The sequence below is a fragment of the Flavobacterium silvisoli genome, from assembly GCF_004329815.1.
GTDB classification, from domain to species: Bacteria; Bacteroidota; Bacteroidia; order Flavobacteriales; family Flavobacteriaceae; genus Flavobacterium; species Flavobacterium silvisoli.
In genome coordinates, this window is sequence record NZ_SJPE01000003.1 from 23,223 (window position 1) to 45,171 (window position 21,949).

Here is a 21,949-nt window from a genome sequence, read left to right on the forward strand (position 1 = left end):
AGTGAGTAAAAAACAGGACATAATGGATGCCGCAGTAAAAATCTTTACTGAGTCGGGTACTTCTGCCGCGACTACTAAATCTATTGCCCTGGAAGCCAAAGTGTCGGAAGCCCTTATTTTCAAATATTTCAAAAGCAAAGACAATCTGATTGAAGAAATTGTAAAGTCAGGATATCGGGAAGCCACCAAATTGGTGGCCAAACATTTAGAATACCAAACCCCTGAAAGTTATATCTCAAATTTATTAGAGTTACCCAAAATACTCGTTTTATCAAATAAAGACTTTTGGAGATTGCAATACAAAATAACACCACTTAACGCTATGGCCACTGCCCATCATCATTTATTCATGAAATCGAGTCAGGAATTGCTGGTAAAAGCTTTTACAGAATTGGGGTATGATGAACCCGAATTAGAAGCTGAAATTACTTTGTTTATTATTGATGGCTTGTGGAAATATATTGCGGCCAATGAACTTGAAGCTAATCACATTGATGCCATGGTGAAGCTTACTCAAAAAAAATACAGTCGGTTTCCTAAAGGTTAAAACAACTAATCGTGGTCATTCCTTAATTTTGAGTCTGCTTCATCATCAGAATAAACAGGTAGATTCCAATGGTAACGCAAGGCCAACAAGCGCAAAACAAAGCATATGATTAAGGCAATGATGGAAACCCAATCATCCGACAACCATTTTAAATAATTTCCTAAAACGATAATTAAAGAGCCTATCAATGCCGCTGAGGCATAAATTTCTCTTTCCAATATGACAGGTACCCTGTTAAGTAATACATCCCGCAACACTCCGCCTCCAACTGCGGTAGTAATTCCTAAGAGAACAGCCACCTCAGCGTTATGACCAAACGCAAGACTTTTTTGGGCACCGGTTACTGCAAATAATGACAACCCCAAGGCATCAAAAAATAATACAGGATGATTAAGCCGCTGCACAAGCGGATATAACCCAATAGTCATTCCGGCTGCCGCGATAGCAGCGACAAGATATTGCCAGTTCATCAATCCCGCGGGAGGAATAGCCCCAATACAAAGATCTCGAATAATTCCACCACCACAGGCAACCGTAAAGGCAATAGCGCAAATGCCAAACAAATCCAACCCTCGTTGTTTTGCGGCTACTGCTCCACTAATCGCAAAAACAAAAGCGCCTGTCAAGTCAAGAACATAATAGAGAAAATGTAAGTTATCCATTGTTGTGTCTTATTCTAACCAGGCCAAAGCTGCTGTCATCATAGCCTGTAATCCCGTTTTTAAGGTGGGGTGAATCACTGGTGCAAATTTAGGGGAATGATTGCTGGGTATGGTATTAATCAAATTATTTTTCTGTGCCTCCAAATATGTTTGAGGATCGGTACCGCCTACAAACCAAAAAACATAAGGCACCTTCCAATTTCTCCCGAAAACACTGAAATCTTCACTGGCAGAAGCCGGTTTCGTTTCCAGAGATTTATCTCCGAACTGGGCATCAAAAGCTGCCGCTACTTTAGCGGTAGCTACCGCATCATTCTCTGTAATCGGATAGCTGTCAATGGTAGTAAATTCGGGTTCTCTTGGCGCATTGGATGCGGCACATTCAGCACAACAAATTCGTTTAACTGCCGAAAGAATATGATCGCGCACTCCTTCGTCAAAAGTGCGGATATTTAGTTTTATCGTGGCATCATCCGGAATGATATTCTCTTTGGTTCCGGCTTGTAAAGCCCCAATGGTGAGTACCGCATTTTCTATCGGAGCAATCTCACGCGACACTATAGTTTGTAAACGCATCGTTGCTGATGCCGCCATGATAACCGGATCTATAGAGGTTTGCGGTTGAGAACCGTGGGCACCTCGACCAAACATTTTTACTTTAAGGCTGTTTCCTGCTGATAATATTGGTCCACTGCGGTGCATTACTGTTCCTGCCATACCAACCATTACATGCTGTCCTAAAATAATATCAGGTTTAGGAAACCGCTCCATCATGCCATCATCAATCATGGCTTGTGCACCGCGACCAACTTCCTCTCCAGGTTGAAATACAATTAATAAAGTCCCATTCCATAAATTTCTATGTTCTGAAAATAACCGTGCTGCACCCATTAACCAAGCCACGTGTGTATCATGACCACAAACGTGTGACACACCTACTTCAATTCCTTCGTTATCTCTTGCAACTACAGTACTTGCATAAGGCAATCCCGTGGCTTCGGCTACAGGAAGCGCATCCATATCAGCACGAAGCATTACTACAGGCCCTTCTCCATTCTTCATCAAACCTACCACACCGGTGACTCCAATACCTGTGGTAACCTCATAGTGGTACTTTGTCAAATAATCGGAAGCCATTTTAGATGTTCTGAATTCCTGCATCGACAATTCGGGATTTCGATGAATATCTTTATAGATTTCTTCCAATTCAGGAAGCAATGCATCAATGAAATTATCCATTCTATCATTGACTATTTTTATTTGATTTATTTTCATAGTCTTTAAGTATATGCAGTTCAGAAGTATGTATAAAATTAGTGAAAAATTTATTTCACTTTTGATAATAATTTAAACAGTTTGAATTGTTATCAAAAATGAACAATAAGCAGTACATTTAAGTATAATTTAGGACAACCATTCTACATTTAGACAGAACAAATAGCTAATTTTGTTTTCAACTGATTATCAATTCACAAATTATCGAGAACCATGAAAAGGCTAACTGAACTGCTGGCAAACAGTCAACCTCAATTTATAAATTTAATCCGAATCTCCGTATTTGTAGTAATGATTTGGATTGGCGGTTTAAAAGCATTCCAATACGAAGCAGACGGCATTGTTCCTTTTGTGGCTAACAGTCCTTTAATGTCTTTTTTCTATAATAAATCCGCACCGGAATACAGTGAATATAAAAATCCCGAAGGGAAAACTGTCCAAAAGAACGTGGAATGGCACCGGGCAAACGGCACGTACATTTTCGCATATGGTTTGGGAGTAGTGATACTGTTGATAGGCATATGCACCTTAATGGGAATATGGTTTGATAAAATCGGAATGATTGGCGGACTTTTGACTTTTGGGATGTCAATAGTGACCTTGACTTTTTTAATAACAACTCCCGAAGCCTACGTTCCAAATCTAGGCGGAGATTTCCCTACACCGGAATATGGATTTCCCTATTTATCAGGAGCAGGACGTTTGGTATTGAAAGATATTATTATGTTGGCTGCCGGATTAATCATTGCATCTGACAGTGCCCAAAAGTTACTAAAAAAATAAACCGGAAATTATTGAACGCTACTAACACTTTAGTAAGAGCCACTTTTAGAGGAGTTGGGCAAATTATGCTTCAGGAAAATGCCTTTTCGGGAGTATTGTTTCTTATCGGAATTAGTTATGGTTCTATACTCATGGCAATAGGCACAATACTGGCTGCTATTATTGGAACCACAACTGCTTATTTACTGAAATACAGCACAGAAGAAATCCAAAAAGGCCTGTATGGGTTTAGCCCTGCCCTTGTTGGTGCCGCTGTTTTTCTCTTTTTAAAACCTGATTTTATAAGTTGGATTGTCCTTATACTTGGTTCTATTGGTGCTGTCTTATTGCAACATTCTTTTATCACAAAAAAAATTGCGGCTTTTACCTTTCCTTTTGTATGGATTACTTGGGTCATTCTTTTTGGGATAAATGTCTACGTTCCGCAACTACTGAACACTCCTACTCCTTTGGTGGTCACTCCTGCTGACGCCTGTTTTTTCCCTTTTAAGGCATTCGGACAAATTATTTTCCAATCCAGTTATTTTTCAGGGGTTGTGTTTTTCACAGGCATTGCTATCAATAAACCTATTGCTGCTGTATATGGTTTTTTAGGCGCTCTATTCAGTAGTTGTATTGCTTACTACTTGTTAGGAGATATTGAAAATATTGAAAACGGACTTTTAGGTTATAACGCTGTATTGTGTGCCATTGTCTTTACCGATACATCATTTAAAAACCTGAAATGGATGATGATTTCAGTTTTAATAGCCTTAGCCGTTCAGTTAGTAATGATGAAATTTAACTTGATCGTACTGACATTTCCTTTTGTTTTGGCGGCAGCTGCTACACTTTTCTTAAAAAAGAGGTATCCTGTCTGGCTAAAGCAACAGGAAAAACAAGGCTAATATGACTCATTACAAAACCATATCCTCTTCTAAAAATGAATGACTATAAAATTAATGTTAACTACTGAATTACAATCAAATAATCAAAAAATTAATTAGTATCTTTAAGATTACTTTTCACCATAAAAATGATTCAACCTTTCCACATATTTCAGTTAACTACCGACGAAGCACAAAAAATTATTGCTGAACCTGATACGCCACACCGACACGATTTTGAAGAACTTATCATTGGGATTGAAGGAAGCATTGAACATTTCATTGATTTTGAAAACACACAACTCGACGCTCCTTTTGTAACTTTCGTTACTCAGGGAAAAACACATCGTTTGATACCAAAACTGAAAGAAGACAAATGTAAATGGTGGGTATTGCGTTTCAAAAGTGAATTTATTCCGCAAACCACTTTTCAACTGTATTCCTACTACCACAACCGCTCAAATATTATGATGCCGGAAGAAATTTGTTTTGACAGAATAGTAACTCTTTGTGAAATAATGTTTAATGAAATGCAACAGTCCATACCCAATTTGGAGGTTATTCGTCATTTACTTGATGCCCTGATACTAATGATTGAAGGTGAGATAAAAAAAACAGAAACGGGAGAAATAGAACGACAAAAAGTGCAAAGTATTACCTTTAAAAACTTCTTGAAAATACTTGAGGAAAATTTTCACCGTCATGAAGGTGTTGAATTTTATGCCGGAAAATTATTCATGTCCACCCGGAACCTGAATTTAATCTGCGAACGCATTTTACATCAAACCGTAACAGAAACCATTGAAACCCGAAAACTCATTGAAGCCAAAAATCTTTTAGTTAATTCTGACAAAACTATTGCCGAGATTGGCTATGAGTTGGGTTTTAGTGAAAAAGCCTATTTTTCAAAAGTGTTTAAGAAAAAATCCGGCAAAACTCCATCTGAATTTCGAGAGGAAATGAAAAAACTCATCTCCTGATACTACAACACTATTTCCTAAAAATACAACCCTCACTTTTTTAAATAGACAGAAATTTGTGTTAAAATAAAACATATTTACTAATCAATTATTTGAAAAAATGAAAAATATAATTATTTCAACAAAAAAAGCTTCTCTTTTTTTAATCTCAGCTATCGTGATTGCTTTTGCAGCGAGTTGTAATAAAAATGTCAGCGACTCAAACCTGCAGGCCAAAGTAGATTCACTACAAAGTGAACTCAAAAAATTTAAAGACGAGAAAGCGCTTACTGAATTGCGACTCGCAAAATTTGACACGCTTGATTTTGACTTTTACAGCAACCAAAAGTGGGACAAGTTTACACACAACCATGCCAACAACATTAAAGTAGTATATCCTGATGGCAGTATTACAACCGGTTTATATCCGCAGCATATTGACCAGCTTACCCCAATGTTTAAATTTGCACCTGACACCAAAATTAAATTACATCCTGTAAAATTTGGTAGCGGCGACTGGACCTGTGTCATTGGTGAAATGGAAGGAACATTTTCTAAACCTATGCCCATAGGAAACGGGAAAACAATTCCGCCGACCGGAAAACACTTCAAACTTTCAATGGCAACTATCGGACATTGGGGACCTGATGCAAAAATGACCGAAGAGTATTTATTCTGGGATAACCAAGCCTTCATGAAACAAATTGGTTTAGCTCAATAACACTTATTTAAGCCCACGAGTGAGGATTAACACAATAAAAGCAGAGCTCTCAGGTTCTTGCTCCACGGCTTCACTCAGAAGGAATCCATTAGATACCATATCGAAATCCGAAAAATTCAACAATAATTTTAATCTTTATTAAAAATGAAAAAGGCGCTATTTTTATTAACCATATTTGTTTTCGTCGCTTTTGCAAGTGCCCAAACAACCAACTGGAAAAATGATCCGTGGCACTCCAAATTAACTTTTACCGTTACACATCAAGGTTTCTCCTCAATTTTTGGTCTTTTCCAAAAATTTGACATTAGTATTACAACTTCAAAATCAGATTTCAGCGATGCTGTTTTTTCAGTTTCGACCGATGTTTCTTCAATAAATACCGAAGTAAAAATGAGGGACGATGATTTAAGAAGTCCAAACTTTTTTGATGTTGCCAAATATCCAACCATGACCTTTAAATCAACATCGATTGTCAATACTACAGGAATGAAGGACAGATTCAAAATTACAGGTAATCTGACAACTCATGGTGTTACTAAATTAGTCACTCTGGATTTGTGGTACCGCGGAACACATGAAGATATAATCTCTAAAAAAACCAAAGCCGGTTTCCAAATCACCGGAATCATAAACCGTAGTGACTTTAATGTAGGACCAACCGATCCGTTTGACATCAGCAATGATGTTATGATTAAAGCCGATGCCGAGTTTATTAAACAATAAAAACGTATATTGTATTCGTAATTCATAACTAAAAATTGCATGGAATTTGGTTTAATGACCTTTGCTGATATGCACCCCGAGCCTCCTAACGGGAAGCATGCGCATCAACGGATAAAAGATTTATTGGAAGAAATTCAATTGGCGGATCAGTTGGGTATTGATGTGTTTGGTGTAGGCGAACACCATCGCCCGGACTATGCGGTATCTTCGCCCGCGACAATTCTGGCCGCCGCCGCCGTATTAACCAAAAATATAAAATTAACAAGTACGGTGACTGTTCTGAGTTCTGATGACCCTGTGCGGGTTTTTCAGGAATTTGCCACTGTCGACCTTCTATCGGGTGGTCGTGCCGAAATCATGGCCGGTCGTGGTTCCTTCATAGAATCATTCCCTTTGTTTGGTTATAATCTACAGGACTACGACGCCCTATTTACCGAAAAACTGGAGCTGCTGTTAAAAATTAATAAGTCTGAAATTGTTTCCTGGAAAGGAACGCACCGACCTTCATTCGAAAATTTAGGAGTTTATCCAAGACCTTACCAAGAGGAAATTCCGGTTTGGCTTGCCGCGGGAGGAACACCGGCTTCGGCAGTGAGAGCCGCTTCTCTCAATTTACCTTTGATGCTAGCCATCATTGGTGGCATGCCCGAACAGTTTGTTCCGTTTATTGATCTTTATAAAGAAACTGCAAAAAAAGCGGGGAAAGACATGTCACAGCTCCAAATTGGCATTAACAACCACGTTTACATTGGTGAAGATTCACAAAAAGCGGCAGATGAATTTTTTCCCTACTATGCAACCATGATGGATCGCGTGGGACGTGACAGAGGCTGGATGCCCATCACGCGCCAGCAATACGAATATGCCCGTTCACCCAAATCCGCTTTGATGGTCGGCAGTGTCCAACAGGTAGTAGATAAGATTTTATACGAACATGAATTGTTTGGAAACAGTCGGTTCATGGCCCAAGCTAGTGTTGGTAATGTACCCCACAGACTGGTTATGAAATCTATAGAACTTTTTGGGACCAAAGTTGTACCGGAAATAAAAAAATCATTACGTTAATTATTTATAATTAAGAGGATGTCAAACATTAATCTCATTATTGAAGAAAGAGCTGCCAGCATTGGTAAATTTATGGTGGGGCGTTTACTGCCTTTTCGGCAAAAGAGAATGGTGGGTCCATTTATTTATATTGACCACATGGGTCCGGTCAAACTCAACGAAAGGGAAAATTTCGATGTCTTGCCACATCCACACATTGGCCTGTCAACACTTACCTTTTTATTTGAAGGCAGCATTATGCATCGGGATACATTGGGCAATGCAGTAGAAATTAAACCCGGTGCTGTCAACTGGATGACTGCAGGAAAAGGGATTGTTCATTCCGAAAGAACACCCGAATACCTTCGCCATTCGGATAAAACAATGCATGGCCTTCAAATATGGGTAGCATTGCCTAAAGAGCTCGAACAAATGAACCCTGAGTTTTACCATATTGATGCCAATCAAATTCCTGAATGGAAAGAAGGACCGTTACAATTTAAGTTGATAGCCGGTAGCGCCTTCGGGCGTAAATCGGCAGTTCCTGTGCACAGCAAACTCTTTATGATAGAAATTAAAAATTCCTCAAGGCAATCGGTCAATATTGGCCATGAATTGTATGGTGAAGCCGGGTTATACATTTTAGAAGGCAGTATCGAAAGTGATGGTAACAGATATGAACCCAAACAACTGCTGGTAGCCAAAGAAAGCACTTTGTGTGAATTTATCATCGAAGCCAACAGTACCATCTACATTTTCGGAGGCGAGCCTTTTGCTGAAGAACGCTTTATCGACTGGAACTTTGTCGCTTCTGACATCACGCTTATCGAAAAAGCAAAACAAAAATGGATGGCTCAGGAATTTGATAAAATCAAAGGAGATGAAATTGAATTTGTACCGTATCCCAACTTAAATAAAAAGTAAAAATCATGGCAAAAGTTATAGCTAATAATGGCAATGAAAACTATTTGATTGAAATTCAATCTCCAACAGGAAAAATAGTAGTAGCAGACGAACCAATTGAAAAGGAGGCAAAGACAAGGGTTTTTCTCCCAAAGAATTGTTGGTCTCCGCTTTGGCTGCCTGTACCAGCGCTACCGTCCGAATGTATTGTGCTCATAAAGAATGGGAACTCACGAATGTACATATCGAAATCGAATTGATTGAAGAAGAAGGTAAAACCATTTTCAACCGAAAACTTCAATTCGAAGGCAACCTTGATGATAAGCAAAAAGACCGATTACTAAGTGTAGCCAATGCTTGCCCGGTGCACAAAATATTGACTCATAACATTGTAGTAGAGACGGCCTTACTCTAATTATTTGATCATTATTTTTAATTTTCTAAGTTGCAGGGTGATGTAGAAATGGATTTTTTCATTAAACAAAACCCAGCCTCCTACAATTCCTATAAGGCTTCCAATGATGATATCAATTAGCCTGGCGATGAAAACTTCATTGGTATTCTGTGAAAGTTCTCCCCCTGATTCGGACAAAAAAATGGTAAGAATGGTAATGAATATGACCGCTATTCCATAATTTCGTACCACTAAAAACTCCACAATTATTTGCAATACTGTAATGCTGATTACCATACTTAATGGCGTTGGGTTGGCCGAAGCAATTAACCAAGTAATGCCCAATCCTATCAAGGTTCCGATAATGCGCTGTGTGCCTCTCTGCCAAATATGTTTCCGGCTGGCTCCTTGCATTACAGCTAGACAGGAAATAGGAATCCAGTAGGGTTTTTCAATCTTCAAAGCAAAGGCAACAGCCAAAGAAAGCATCATCACCAATCCGAAAATCAAAGACTCTACAATATTGGTATAACCAGTTTTTGGTTGTGGGAGACTTTCTTTTTCATGCGTTTTTTTAAGCGTTATCAAACTATAGAGTAATCCAATACCACAAGTTAAAATTGTCCCGATAGCCAAATATCCAATTTTTTCGGGTATATTTTCTAGTTCAAATGGTGTACAAATGGCAGCTGAAGCCAGCATTAAAAAAAAGAAATTTCCGGGTGGCTTGGTAAGATTGAGTTTGTGTAACGAATAATGCACTCCAAAAGATAAAAATCCCAATGCCATCGGTGCAATAACAGGATTAAACGAAAAAAACAATCCGATGGTATAAGATACCATAAGTCCAAAACAGCAGGTCATTAAAATAATCATGCGCTCTGCCAACACACTCGATTGGATATACAAAATAGATAATCCGGCCAATGACATTAATTTTCCTGCCTGAAGATTGTCTATATACCATCCAAAAATCAAAGGAATCCCCACAGTAAGTCCTGCTACTATAGGTAAATGCCATTGTCTGTTGGTTTCTTTAATCTCAAAAAAGGATTGTATTACTTCTGTTGAGTGTTTTTTCTTCATATGTTTTAAAACATTGCTTAGTAAATGTAAGAACTACTTTTACATCAATCGCCAGAATAACCAATTTTAATTTGAAACCACTATTTTTTTAACCACTTTGCAAGATCTTCAATCATTTTGGCATTAATAGTGTGTACTTCATTGTAGGAGTGAAAATCAGGATGTATTTTTTTACTGTTTAAATAAGCCACAGCCTCTTCTGCATAAGAATATTGCAACACCGGATCCTGTTTACCGTGCGAGATAAAAATCCGCAATGGTTGCAAACGTTTTTCCTCTACCACTTTCGGACGAACCTCCTTTAGTAAACGACCACTCATAACGGCAATACCTTTTACTTTTTCCGGAGCAGTTAAAGCAACACTGTAGCTCATAATTCCGCCTTGGCTAAAGCCTACTAAATAAACTTGCTTAGGGTCGAATTTTTCTACAATACTGATGTCCTCTATAAATTTAATTATTTCTTTACGGGCATTTTCAGCTTGTTCTGCATTGATTACCGGCCCATTTGAACCAAATTGTACCTGAAACCAAGCATAACTACCTTCACCCAATTTTAATGGTCCTCTTGCCGAAATCACTTTGAAATTATCCGGAAATTTATCTGCTAATGAAAACATATTTGCCTCATTACTTCCAACGCCATGCAATAAGATTACTAAAGGTGTTTTCTCGGTTTGTACTTTTGGCTGCCTTACTAAATAATGAAGTGTTGGCTGATTTTTCGAATCTGTCATGGTAAAACTTAAACTGATTGTGATAAATAGTGCTATTCCAATTAACCAAATGGCTCTTTTTTGCATGTGGGTCATGTTAGATTTTATCAATTTTAACCGACATCATATTGAGTGAGCCCGCAATCAGCGCGTCATTGAAAATACTGGTTTGTTCATCTTTCTCCTGAAGTGCCAAGGCATAAAGTAACGGAATATAGTGTTCCGGTGTTGGAATTGCCAATTGAAATTCTTTCCCTTGTTTATCAAAATCAATTAATGATTGATGGTCACCTTCCAATATCATTTTTTTCATTTTCTCATTCGCTGTAACCGCCCAATCAAAAGCGTATCCTAACGTTTTCATATTTTCCCAAGAAGCAAGTCGTAAATTATGCACCGAGTTACCACTGCCTACAATCAATACTCCTTTATTTCTTAATGCTGAAAGCTCTTTCCCTAAAGCATAGTGATAGGAAGCCGGCTTTGAATAATCAATACTCATTTGTATAACGGGCACATCAGCTTCCGGATAAAGATGCTTGATAACACTCCAACTGCCATGGTCCAGTCCCCAATCATGGTTAAGTTCCACCGTGGTTGACTTCACTAAAGATTTCGTTTCGATAGCTAATTCAGGACTTCCCGGAGCAGGATATTGAACATCGAACAAGGCTTTAGGAAATCCTCCAAAATCATGTATTGTTTTTGGATGTTCCATAGCAGTTACAAATGTCCCCTTGGTTTCCCAGTGAGCAGAAATACATAGTATCGCTTTCGGTTTAATAAATTCTTTACTAACAGTATTAAAACCTTGGGTAAACATATTATTTTCAATGGCATTCATGGGATTTCCATGCCCTAAAAAAAGAACCGGCATCTTTTCTGTTGCAGGAAGAGTGTCTGTCAATTGTTTGAGCGAACTAAGTTTAAGTGCTGCTGCGCTGAGAGGTGCTAGTGCCATAATTTTTAAAAAATCTTTTCGTTCCATTTAATATCTAATAAATCAAATGCAAAGTTCGGGTCTTACAGCTTAGTCTGGGTAGCTATATTTGGAAGAAACGTAGTGTTTTTAGGAAATTGGAATTCAAAAAACAGTAATCAGTGTAATTGAAAAATTACTATAACAAAAGCTAAAAAACACCTAAACAAAAGAAGCCATTGATTTCAGCAAATTGATTTGGTAAGCATCAAAAGGTTAAAAGCTTTGACATCCCGGCAAAAAAGCTTTTTCCTGAATAATACGTGATGATTTTTACAGTCCGGATGTAAAAAAAAAACTAATTTTTAAGTTGTTCAAATACCTCATATTTAAGACGGTTGTATCCTGCTCTCCCTACAAAACAAAGAATATTGAAAACCTCCAAATTAGTCATTCAATTGCAGACAAAAGCGTGAATTCTGAGTCCATTTCTTTCCGAATAAAAATCAGCAGCACACTTATTTACTTGTCCTTTTATGACGTTTTGTTGTCACTTTTGTGGTGTAGATACCAACCTAACTTTGTCTCGACAAAAGGAAAAATGTCATTTTACATTATTTAAAAACTAATAATCATGAACGTGAAACTACTTCTTGTAGCGACAACCGTTACCGTGCTACTGTATCTTTCAGGGGCCATTATTCAGAATAACACCGTAGTGACTGAACAAATTTCGAGCGTATTTAGGTCTCCGAAAAAAGATGTCAAAATCAACGTTTTCGGGACGATTCATAACCCTAAAAGTGGAAAAAACCACAACTGCAGGATGAATTTATGCAATAATACCTTTGAAGTAAGAGGATATATCGGTATTTCGCTTTTTGACAAAACAGAAACTTACATAAGCATTATCATTAATTAAAACCAAAAAATATGACCGCAATTATAATCGGAGTTGCCATGGCTTTGGCACAAATACTACTTTTTGAACTTTTAAAACAATTCGACAAAAAAAGCATCTATTCATTGATACTGTGTGCTATTGGATTTCTGTATGTGGGTTTCACCTGGACAGATACTTCCGCTTTTTTGATTGCATCCGTTCAGGCCATTATTTTTCTTTTTATTGGCTATTTCGGCTTGGCTAAGAGTAATTTGATGTTCATTGCTTTAGGTTATTTTTTACATGGTCTTTGGGATATAAGCTATGGTTTCTGGCAGGATACTGCTTTACTTCCTCCTAACTATGATGTTTTTTGCATGTCTCTTGATTTTTTGGTTGGGATATACCTCATATTCAAAGCTATAAAATTTAAAGGAGTCCGTAAAAATGAAGAGTTTGAAATTTAAAATCAAACCAATAATTGATATTTGTTTATTTCCTACTTTTATTGAGCTGTAAATCTGTCAATAAATAATGTACTCCCGTATATCTTAAAACCTACCTCCTATCGTATCGTTTTGTCGGTTTTTGACGTAAAACCGTCTTTTGAAGGGAAAAGTTGATTACTACTTTTACCCTTTAATCCATTTTAAAACAGCAACATCAAAATGAAAAAAATAGCCTTCATTATTCCGCCCACAGTTGAAATTCTGGACCTGGCCGGACCACTTCAGGTATTTACCGAAGCTAAATTCTATGGCTTTGATTTGCAGCTCGAATTTTATACTTACACCGATGAGCCGGTTAGTAATTCCGGGCTGGGATTTGACAAAGTCGCGGATTACCGCACAGCGAATTTAAACGAAGGAGACTATATTTTTGTGCCCGGCATGAGTTTTGACTATGTCGATTCGATTGCGTTCAGAGCCGAAAAAGATTTTTTCAATTGGCTGAAAGAACAGTCTGTCAAAAAGGTTTTCCTATGCTCGGTTTGCAACGGCGCTTTTGCTTTAGGGGAAGCAGGATTGCTACAAGACACCGAGTGTACGACACACTGGAGACGAATTGATGCGCTAAAAGCTCGGTTTCCGAAAGCCAAAGTACTGACGGATGTACTGTTTAAGAAAAGTAATAACGTTTACACCAGCGCCGGTATCAGTTCGGGTATCGACTTGGCGCTTTCCATACTAGAAGAACTCAAAGGAGCTTTCTTTACCCACAAAGTAGCCAGAGGCTTGGTTGTTTACTACCGACGAAACGACAGCCATACCCAAAAAAGTATTTATCTCGATTACCGCAATCATATCCACCCCAAAATACACGAAGTGCAAGATTACATGATCAATAACCTATCGGCAGCCAATACCATCGAAGAATTGGCCGATATGGTGGCCATGAGCCCGCGCAACCTCAGCCGGGTTTTTAAAGAAAAAACAGGAACCACAATAATCGAGTATCTCACTTTACTCAGAATAGAATTTGCCAGAACCCTAGTCAACAATCCCGAATACACTATTGAATATATCGCAGCCCAATGCGGTTTTAAATCGGCCCGACAATTGCAACGTATTTTAAAAAATAAAGCCTGATACTGCTTTTAAAAGACAAAGAAAAACCTCAGCCCACTAAGAACTGAGGTTTTTTTTGTGATTGATGACTGAATACTCGTACCGGTTTTAATTATAATCGAGCGTCACTTTTACAATTTGGGCATAATGAACACCATACTGATTCGCAATTCGATGCAAACATTGATCCATTGGGTACGTTTCCGAATTTTGTTGGACAAGCTCAATCCCTTGAAAATACTTCTCATCTTCTTTTGAAAGCGACTCAGGCATTACTACGTGTACTTCATCCATTTTTGGATTCAACCTATTGTCACCGGTGTGAATGAACGTCAAACCGTATTGCGTCTTCACCACCGAATCCTGCAGGGTAAAGGTTTTAAATGTTTTGGGAAACGTTCTGCTGTAGGTATCAACAATACTGGCAAAGCGCAATTCGTTTAACCCGTTGTGCAGCAATAATCCCAATTTCTTTCTTTTGTTAAAAAGCACTCTTCTGATGATTGACATTTTATTGCCAAAAGTTAATGCAACACTATTGTGCTTCAATCGAATATCCGCATGTGGGTAATTTACCTGACGGGCCACTCTTAAACGAACTTCTTTACCCAGAAGCTGTTCCACAATCAATAAACTACCGTCTACGGCATTAGCCACTCCAGCTGTGCTGTAGAAATTACCACTTTGGGTTACGGTTATGTTTTGGGTCCAAATGGGTTTGTCAAAATTTTTCTTGACATAGGCGTAATCTGTGGCATGTGCGGTAATGGGTCTTCCGTCGTAAAGTCCGGTTGCCGCGGCAGTGGTAGCGCCGTCACAAATGGAAATCAGTTTGGTCGTTGGGGTCATATGATTTTTAATGAAATTGAGGATGACCGGATCCTGGTTTTCATCTCTGGCAGAAAGTGCCGGAATCACGATTACTGCGGCCTGAAGGTTCATCTTTTCCACTTGATCAAAAGTCAGTTGCGGCAATACAAACAAATCCTTCTTTAACGGAATCGGGGTTTCATTTTTGGCAACAATGTACACATTGAGTTGTTCGGTGGCATTGAACACATAAAAAGGCGCCAGCATGTCGAACAATTCGGTTTGTTTGTTATCGGCAATAATCAAAACCGTTTTTTTAGATGGGTCAACTGCCGGAGTTTTCCAATGGGTAATTTTTTGACCTTCGTAAGGAGGATTTTGGCCAAAACTCAATACCGGCTGTAACAGCGTTACCACCAAAGCTAACAGTACCAATACCGAGGATACCGTAATAACACCTACTTTTTTAATTCTTTTCATTTTTTTCTATTTATACGTTTTCAGGATACAAAGTTGCGGTCAATCAATGGAGAAAAAATGACAAGCAGATGTCATAAACGGACAACATAAAACTTTACCATTACCGATTAATTCATCTTTGAAAACAGCCGCTTTTGGGCATTAAAAAACCCCACAAATACAATTTATGGGGTGTCATATCAAACGGGACTTGGGTTACGAAATTGGCTCTGCGGTAAATCCGGATTCTTTTACAATTTCGATAATCTCTTCCTTGCTTTTATCCGGACTAGAGACTGTCAACGTTTTTTTCAGCGTCATCAAATCGACTTCCCAGTTGCCTTCTCCTAATTTTTCGTTTAAAACAGGCGTCGCTTTAGAAAGACAGCCTGTACATTTGATGTTGGTTTTGAATTCTTGTGCATTCATAAGTATAAAAATTTGATTAATGATTCTTTTTTAAAGTTTGGCCGATTTGAGGCGTAAACTGTTCCCCACTACCGAAACCGAGCTCAAAGCCATCGCAGCTCCGGCAATCATCGGGTCTAACAAAAAGCCGTTGAACGGAAACAAGACTCCGGCGGCTACGGGAATGCCAATGACGTTGTAGATAAAAGCCCAAAAAAGGTTTTGTTTGATGGTATTGATGGTTTTGCCTGAGAGTTTCAACGCTTTGGGTACCATATTCAAATCGGAAGTAATCAACGTCATTTTGGCGACATCCATCGCAATATCAGAGCCTTTTCCCATGGCAATGCTGACATCGGCCTGGGCCAAAGCATGACTGTCGTTGATACCATCACCCACCATCGCCACTATCTTTCCTTGGGCTTGCAGTTCTTTGACAAAAGCCGCTTTATCGGCCGGCAGTACTTCTGCTTTGACATGAGCAACACCCACTTCACGGGCCACTGCTTGAGCTGTTTGTTGATTGTCACCGGTTAACATATACACGGCTATACCGCTTTCCTGTAATGTTTTGATGGCTTCTTTTGAAGTGGCTTTGACCTTATCGGCTATGGCCATTACCGCAAGGGCTTCAGTATCGTCAGCGAAAAATATGATGGTTTTGGCCTCTTTTTGCCACTGTTCTGCATAGGCCGCCAGCACCTCATTGATTTTGATTTTATGATCGTCCAACAATCTTTTATTGCCAATAAAATAATGCTCTGTCCCTTTTTGTGCGCGCACTCCTTTACCGGTAATACTTTCAAAGACATCCAACGATACCGATGGGAGGCTTTCCTGCTGCAACATCTCAGTAACGGCCTCTGCCAAAGGATGTTCGGATTGGGTTTCCATAGCGTAAACAATGGCTTTGAGTGACTTGATATCGTAGATTTCTTCTTTCCAGAAAGCTTCGGTCACTACCGGTTTGCCTTCGGTAATGGTACCGGTTTTGTCTAATATTACGGCATTCACTTTGTGCCCTAACTCCAAACTTTCGGCATCTTTGATCAGAATATTGTTTTCGGCTCCTTTGCCAATTCCCACCATGATAGCGGTGGGCGTGGCCAATCCGAGGGCACACGGGCAAGCAATAACCAATACCGAAACCGAAGTCAACAAAGCATGAGTCAATGCGTTTTCAGCTCCTGAAACCATCCACACGACAAAAGTCAGCAGGGCAATGCCAATGACTACCGGCACAAAGATTCCGGCAATTGTATCGACTAATTTTTGAACCGGCGGCTTGCTGCCTTGCGCTTCCTGTACCATTTTGATGATATGCGCCAAAATGGTATCACCGCCTACTTTCTCTGCTCTGAATTCAAAGCTTCCTTTTTGGTTGATGGTTCCTGCAAAAACGCTCTCTCCTTTCTTTTTTTCTACCGGAATGGGTTCGCCGCTAATCATGCTTTCATCTACAAAAGAAACGCCGGCAGTCACCTGACCGTCAACAGGAATTTTATCACCCGGTTTTACCAGGATTACATTCCCAATAACCACCTCGGCTATGGGCGTCATTTTTTCCTGGCCGTTCTCGATGACGGTTACTGTTTTCGGTTGTAAACCCATGAGTTTTTTGATGGCAGACGAGGTGTTGGATTTTGCTTTTTCTTCTAATAATTTTCCAATAGAAATAAAAGCGATAATGACTGAAGCCGCTTCGAAATACACGTGGGCATGCAATCCTCTTTGGTGCCAAAATTCCGGAAAGAACGTGTTGAATACACTGAAGAGATAAGCGATTCCGGTACTCAAAGCCACTAAGGTATCCATATTGGCTTTGCCGTGTTGGGCCTGTTTGTAAGCATGGCCAAAAAAGCTACGCCCCAAATAAAACACGACCGGTGTAGCCAGTGCCATCATGATGTAATTGCCATAAGGCATGTCCATAAAGAACATTCCGATAATGGTAATGGGTATCGACAATAGTATGGCCCACAACGTTCTTTTTTTAAGAGCTTCGTAGTGTTTTTGCTGTTGGTCTTGTTGTTCCTGAAACGGATCTTCGGCATCTACAATGAGGTCATAACCGATGGAGCGGGTTCGGTTTTGAATTTCTTCTATGGTTACCGCATCCGAATATTCAATCCAGGCCGACTGATTGGCATAATTTACGCCGGCATCTTTAACGCCTTCGGTGGCTTTGATGATACTTTCCACACTAACGGCACAGGCCGCACACGTCATCCCGGTCACCGGAAAAGTGTGTTTGGTGAAAACATTCATTTTGTCTTTGATGGGAATAGTATCGTTTGTTGTTTTCATGATGTAAAATGTGTTTGGACCTCAGTCCGTGATTGATTTTTGATTGATGATTAAAACTCCTGCTTTAAGCGCTGACCGCATTTCTGAGATTTTTGTAATGGTAGGTATCAAAACCGGTATACGCTTTTAATTGTCGGGACAAATGCGAGACACTGCTGTACCCCATTTCATCGGATATTTCGGTGAGCGACTTGTCGGTGGTCATGAGTTGTTCTTTTACGTGTAAAATGCGTTGGGTAATGATGTATTTTTCGAGTGTCATTCCTTCATACTCCGAAAAAACAGCACTGAGGTAGTTGTATTCTTTTTGTAATTCGTTACTCAAATACTCCGAAAACTTTAGGGTGTCTCTTCGTGCTGCTTGCAGCGTTATTCCTTTTTTAACCAGGCTTTTGATGCTTTCCACGAGCAATACCTTTTTGTCGTTGAGCAATTCGAAGCCGTATTTTTGAAGGATGGCTTGTATTTGCTGTTCCTCGGTATTGTGGGGCAATTGCCCTTTGAAAAATACTTCGCCCAACTTGATGGAGATAATTTCCAACCCAATCAGGGACAATTCGTCAAATAAAATGGAAATGCATCGGTTGCAAACCATTCCTTTAATCTGAAGTCTTTTAGTTTCCTGCATGTCTTATTCCTTTTGTTGGAGCAAAATTAGAACGAGACTGCGTTTGGATTGTTATAGAATTCCTGATAAGATGTGTAAAATTTTATAACTGGTCGAGCGATTTTCGCTTGTTTTCTTTGACCGACTTGAAGTGTGACGGCGTAAGACCCGTTATTTTCTTAAACTGTGTCGAAAGATGCTGCACATTACTGTAGCCCAGCTTATAGGCAATCTCACTCAGAGAAAGCTCATTGTAAACCAAGAGTTCCTTCACCCTTTCTATCCGTTGCAAAATGATGAACTGTTCAATCGTTATGCCTTCGGTGGTTGAAAAAATCGAACTAATATAGTTGTAATCCACCGGGATTTGTTGGGCGATAATGTCTGAGAAATTTCGCTTCAAATTTACCTCATCGGTGCTGTGAATAATGGTCACGATGATGTTTTTGACTTTTTCAATAATCATGGCTTTTCGGTCATCAAGAACCTCAAAACCGTGAGCAGTCAACCCTTGTTTTAATGCTGTCAGTTGGTCTTCGCTTGGCTCTTCCTTAAAAATAATTTCACCCAATTGCACGGTTTCGGCAGTTAGTTTATTTTTTTCCAATTCCTGTTTGACCACCATGATACAACGTTGGCACACCATATTTTTTATCGATAGTTTCATTGTACTTGCTTTAGAAAATTAACCGAATCGTTGCATACAAAGTTATGCAAATCCGACGCAACCGCATCGTTTTAATAATTTATCCCTATGCCAATACCAAAATCCATATCACTGTCGTAATGAGCGGTGATACCCAAATTTCGTGTCATGATGTAACGAAATCCCGCCATGTATTCCTTATCGGTATTCCACATCAGATTCATTCGCAATCGTTTTGACAAAGGGATGTCCATGCGCTCGAACTGGATTCTGAAATTGCCGTCATGATAGGCTTCGAATTGGGCTTTGACGAGCATGGGCAGGGTATATTCCACACCCAAACTGAAAACACCTCGTTTGTCTTTGGTATTGGTTTGTCCAAACAGGTTTTCTTCCATTTCACCGGCTTCCATTTTGCGATAGCGCCAATCGAACCCTACAAATGGCATCAGCCATTGCATCTTGCCAATATAACGACCGATGTGGGTTTCGGTTTCGTAACCGTGCATATCGTTGTAGCCCAAGCGCCATTCGGTACCAATACTCCAACGCGTGTTTTGTATCATCAAACCGCCGTCGTTCCCGTTCGTGGCAAAATCATTTTCGGCCATAATGTGAAATTCCCGGTCATCGGCAAATAGCTTACGTTGTGCCAATTTCGGATTCGGGATTAAAGGATTAGCCGCTTGATTTTCATACGTAAAAACGCGTCCCATGCCGCTCATCATGTGGTAGAGAATATGACAGTGAAAAAACCAATCGCCTTCTACATTGGCATGAAACTCCAAGGTGTCGGTTTCCATCGGCATGATGTCGATGACATTTTTCAACGGAGCGTAATCACCTTGACCGTTCATGACTCTGAAATCATGACCGTGCAGGTGCATCGGGTGGCGCATCATGGAACCGTTGTAAAGCACTATCCTGACATTTTCCCCTTTTTTAATCAATATTTTATCGGTTTCCGAAACTACTTTATTGTCCAAACTCCACACATAGCGGTTCATATTACCCGACAATTCGAAGCGCAATTCTTTTACCGGGCCTTCGGGAAGCGTGGTTTTGTGTGGGGCTTTGAGCATGGCATAATTGAGCGTCACTATGTCGGAAAGCGCATTACCATCGTATTGATTCGGATTGGATTCCGTATTATTTGTCTTTACTTTTTGGATTTCAGGACCGGTGATTTCAGGATACATGACCACGTTCATGTCCATTTGATTGAGTGACATCTGCATGCCCATATCGTCCAAATCGCCGTTCATTTTCATCATGTCGTTCATCATTTTCATGCCTTCAAAGTATTTCAACTTGGGCAGCGGAGTGGCCAACTGTTGGGTTCCGCTTCCCAAAAAGAGAGAAGTGGATTTGGTTCGGTCTTCGGCGGTTGCCAAAAATTCATACGCTTTACCGGCTTCGGGGATGGTGACAATGACATCATAGGTTTCCGAAACGGCAATAAGCAATCTGTCAACTGTTACCGGTTCCACATCGTTCCCGTCATTGGCCACGACGGTAATTTTTCCGCCGGAATAGGTGAGCCAAAAGTATGTTGAGGCGCCGCCGTTTGAAATGCGCAAACGCACTTTGTCTCCGGCTTTAAATTGCGGAAACTCGTTTTGGGTTTTACCGTTAATCAAAAACCGGTCGTAGTAAACGTCGCTGACATCCATGGCATTCATGCGCTTCCATTCGTTGGTAAGTTTGGTCATAAAATGCCCGCTGCGGATGGCTTCGGCGTAACTTTGGGTCGTTCCTTTTTTGATGGCAAACCAATCGGTCGCGTTGTGCAACATTCGGTGTACCGTTTCCGGTTTCATATCCGTCCATTCGCTCAAGATGATCGGAATGGTAGGCAAATCATCGATGCCTTTTCTGAAAGTTGGATCTTCAGGTCTTTTATTCATAATAAAAGAACCGTACATGCCAATTTGTTCCTGCAATTCGGTATGACTGTGGTACCAATGCGTACCGTTTTGAATAATCGGAAAGGTATACAAATGAGTCGAGTGCGGCGGAATCGGCATTTGCGTCAAATTGGGCACCCCATCTTCTTTATTGGGCAAAAACAAACCGTGCCAATGCAGGGATGTTTCTTCGTCTAATTCGTTATGCACATAAATTTCTGCGATATCGCCCTCGGTAAACGTAAGGGTTGGCATGGGAATTTGGCCATTGACCGCGATGGCTCTTTTGGGTTTTCCGGTAAAATTTACGAGGGTATCCCGAACGTATAAATCGTATCGGACCGTTTTGGAAATGGTTTTCGGAACCGTAACGCTTTCTTGTGAAACCGCGACAGATTCCGTCTTTTGGGTCATTTCATTTTCGGTTTCCTTTTGCTTCTCAGCTACTGGTTTCGGCGTGTTGTGCCCGGAATGGGCTGTCTTTACCTTCGTCTTTTTTTGCTTCACTAAGGTCATGCCGCATTTCGGGCATTTTCCTGGTAATTTGGATTGCACTTCAGGATGCATGACACAAGTGTAGGTATCTGTTTGCTCCTGAAACCAAGAAGGACTAAGCCTCACTGCTGCTTTTGTGTTGCCCAAAATAACTGTTGTGCTTAACAAAAGTAATACTATTATTTTTTTCATTTTTTTTATTATTAAACACGAGTTCTCAGACTATTCGTTTATCCAAAACTATAGTTCTAAATTAGGGTT

At 39.8% G+C, this 21,949-nt stretch carries 23 protein-coding genes; 12 read left to right on the forward strand and 11 right to left on the reverse strand.

Annotation, left to right across the window (positions count from 1 at the left end; genetic code table 11):
* Position 1: 1 nt before the first annotated feature.
* Entirely contained in the window at positions 2 to 547 is a 546-nt protein-coding gene (locus EZL74_RS03740) for a TetR/AcrR family transcriptional regulator (protein WP_131475258.1), read from the forward strand.
* 5 nt (positions 548 to 552) lie between these two features.
* Here EZL74_RS03740 and EZL74_RS03745 read toward each other — a convergent pair whose 3' ends face one another.
* Entirely contained in the window at positions 553 to 1,173 is a 621-nt protein-coding gene (locus tag EZL74_RS03745) for a trimeric intracellular cation channel family protein (protein ID WP_204745124.1), read from the reverse strand.
* 45 nt (positions 1,174 to 1,218) lie between these two features.
* Positions 1,219 to 2,448: a M20 family metallopeptidase gene (locus EZL74_RS03750; RefSeq protein ID WP_204745125.1), complete on the reverse strand. Its 1,230-nt coding sequence runs from the start codon at positions 2,446 to 2,448 to the stop codon at positions 1,219 to 1,221.
* A gap of 249 nt (positions 2,449 to 2,697) precedes the next feature.
* On the opposite strand from EZL74_RS03750, the gene EZL74_RS03755 reads away from it, so the two are divergent.
* The 8 genes from EZL74_RS03755 (at position 2,698) to EZL74_RS03790 (ending at position 8,898) form a co-directional block, all read left to right on the forward strand.
* Positions 2,698 to 3,267 carry a DUF417 family protein gene (locus tag EZL74_RS03755; RefSeq protein WP_131475261.1) on the forward strand — a complete coding sequence of 190 codons (570 nt, stop codon included), beginning with the start codon at positions 2,698 to 2,700 and terminating at the stop codon, positions 3,265 to 3,267.
* Positions 3,268 to 3,278: 11 nt separating this feature from the next.
* Positions 3,279 to 4,154: an urea transporter gene (locus EZL74_RS03760; protein ID WP_131475262.1), complete on the forward strand. Its 876-nt coding sequence runs from the start codon at positions 3,279 to 3,281 to the stop codon at positions 4,152 to 4,154.
* 128 nt (positions 4,155 to 4,282) lie between these two features.
* Positions 4,283 to 5,113, forward strand: coding sequence for a helix-turn-helix domain-containing protein (locus EZL74_RS03765; protein WP_131475263.1), 831 nt, complete (start codon positions 4,283 to 4,285; stop codon positions 5,111 to 5,113).
* Positions 5,114 to 5,213: 100 nt separating this feature from the next.
* Positions 5,214 to 5,813, forward strand: coding sequence for an ester cyclase (locus EZL74_RS03770; protein WP_131475264.1), 600 nt, complete (start codon positions 5,214 to 5,216; stop codon positions 5,811 to 5,813).
* Between the two features lie 144 nt (positions 5,814 to 5,957).
* Positions 5,958 to 6,536, forward strand: coding sequence for a YceI family protein (locus EZL74_RS03775; protein ID WP_131475265.1), 579 nt, complete (start codon positions 5,958 to 5,960; stop codon positions 6,534 to 6,536).
* Between the two features lie 39 nt (positions 6,537 to 6,575).
* Entirely contained in the window at positions 6,576 to 7,601 is a 1,026-nt protein-coding gene (locus tag EZL74_RS03780; RefSeq protein WP_131475266.1) for an LLM class flavin-dependent oxidoreductase, read from the forward strand.
* Between the two features lie 18 nt (positions 7,602 to 7,619).
* Positions 7,620 to 8,504, forward strand: coding sequence for a pirin family protein (locus EZL74_RS03785; protein ID WP_131475267.1), 885 nt, complete (start codon positions 7,620 to 7,622; stop codon positions 8,502 to 8,504).
* A gap of 136 nt (positions 8,505 to 8,640) precedes the next feature.
* Positions 8,641 to 8,898 (forward strand): OsmC family protein, encoded by a 258-nt coding sequence (locus tag EZL74_RS03790; protein WP_204745126.1) that lies wholly within the window; start codon positions 8,641 to 8,643, stop codon positions 8,896 to 8,898.
* Here EZL74_RS03790 and EZL74_RS03795 read toward each other — a convergent pair whose 3' ends face one another.
* The 3 genes from EZL74_RS03795 to ygiD form a co-directional block, all read right to left on the reverse strand.
* Positions 8,899 to 9,963, reverse strand: a complete 1,065-nt coding sequence (locus tag EZL74_RS03795; protein ID WP_131475268.1) for an FUSC family protein — start codon at positions 9,961 to 9,963, stop codon at positions 8,899 to 8,901. It abuts the gene before it with no gap.
* 80 nt (positions 9,964 to 10,043) lie between these two features.
* Positions 10,044 to 10,766, reverse strand: coding sequence for an alpha/beta hydrolase (locus EZL74_RS03800; protein WP_131475269.1), 723 nt, complete (start codon positions 10,764 to 10,766; stop codon positions 10,044 to 10,046).
* Between the two features lie 10 nt (positions 10,767 to 10,776).
* Positions 10,777 to 11,667, reverse strand: a complete 891-nt coding sequence (ygiD, locus tag EZL74_RS03805) for a 4,5-DOPA-extradiol-dioxygenase (protein WP_131475270.1) — start codon at positions 11,665 to 11,667, stop codon at positions 10,777 to 10,779.
* Between the two features lie 565 nt (positions 11,668 to 12,232).
* Here ygiD and EZL74_RS03810 point away from each other — a divergent pair.
* The 3 genes from EZL74_RS03810 to EZL74_RS03820 all read left to right on the forward strand — a co-directional run bounded on the left by EZL74_RS03810 (position 12,233) and on the right by EZL74_RS03820 (position 14,070).
* The gene (locus EZL74_RS03810; protein WP_131475271.1) at positions 12,233 to 12,520 is read left to right on the forward strand and encodes a DUF2147 domain-containing protein; all 288 of its coding nucleotides are present in this window, start codon (positions 12,233 to 12,235) and stop codon (positions 12,518 to 12,520) included.
* 11 nt (positions 12,521 to 12,531) lie between these two features.
* A complete protein-coding gene (locus EZL74_RS03815) occupies positions 12,532 to 12,948 on the forward strand; it encodes a DUF6010 family protein (RefSeq protein WP_131475272.1) in 417 nt (138 codons plus the stop codon).
* A gap of 201 nt (positions 12,949 to 13,149) precedes the next feature.
* A complete protein-coding gene (locus tag EZL74_RS03820) occupies positions 13,150 to 14,070 on the forward strand; it encodes a GlxA family transcriptional regulator (RefSeq protein WP_131475273.1) in 921 nt (306 codons plus the stop codon).
* Between the two features lie 87 nt (positions 14,071 to 14,157).
* On the opposite strand, the gene EZL74_RS03825 is transcribed toward EZL74_RS03820, so the two are convergent.
* The 6 genes from EZL74_RS03825 to EZL74_RS03850 form a co-directional block, all read right to left on the reverse strand.
* The gene (locus EZL74_RS03825; protein WP_131475274.1) at positions 14,158 to 15,339 is read right to left on the reverse strand and encodes a DJ-1/PfpI family protein; all 1,182 of its coding nucleotides are present in this window, start codon (positions 15,337 to 15,339) and stop codon (positions 14,158 to 14,160) included.
* A gap of 195 nt (positions 15,340 to 15,534) precedes the next feature.
* Positions 15,535 to 15,747 (reverse strand): heavy-metal-associated domain-containing protein, encoded by a 213-nt coding sequence (locus tag EZL74_RS03830; protein WP_131475275.1) that lies wholly within the window; start codon positions 15,745 to 15,747, stop codon positions 15,535 to 15,537.
* Between the two features lie 30 nt (positions 15,748 to 15,777).
* Entirely contained in the window at positions 15,778 to 18,033 is a 2,256-nt protein-coding gene (locus tag EZL74_RS03835) for a heavy metal translocating P-type ATPase (RefSeq protein WP_131475276.1), read from the reverse strand.
* A gap of 64 nt (positions 18,034 to 18,097) precedes the next feature.
* On the reverse strand, positions 18,098 to 18,661 hold the full coding sequence (locus EZL74_RS03840) for a helix-turn-helix domain-containing protein (RefSeq protein WP_131475277.1): 564 nt from the start codon (positions 18,659 to 18,661) through the stop codon (positions 18,098 to 18,100).
* Between the two features lie 82 nt (positions 18,662 to 18,743).
* Positions 18,744 to 19,307 carry a helix-turn-helix domain-containing protein gene (locus EZL74_RS03845; RefSeq protein ID WP_131475278.1) on the reverse strand — a complete coding sequence of 188 codons (564 nt, stop codon included), beginning with the start codon at positions 19,305 to 19,307 and terminating at the stop codon, positions 18,744 to 18,746.
* A 71-nt stretch (positions 19,308 to 19,378) separates the two neighbouring features.
* A complete protein-coding gene (locus EZL74_RS03850; RefSeq protein ID WP_240034549.1) occupies positions 19,379 to 21,880 on the reverse strand; it encodes a multicopper oxidase domain-containing protein in 2,502 nt (833 codons plus the stop codon).
* Positions 21,881 to 21,949: the final 69 nt, after the last annotated feature.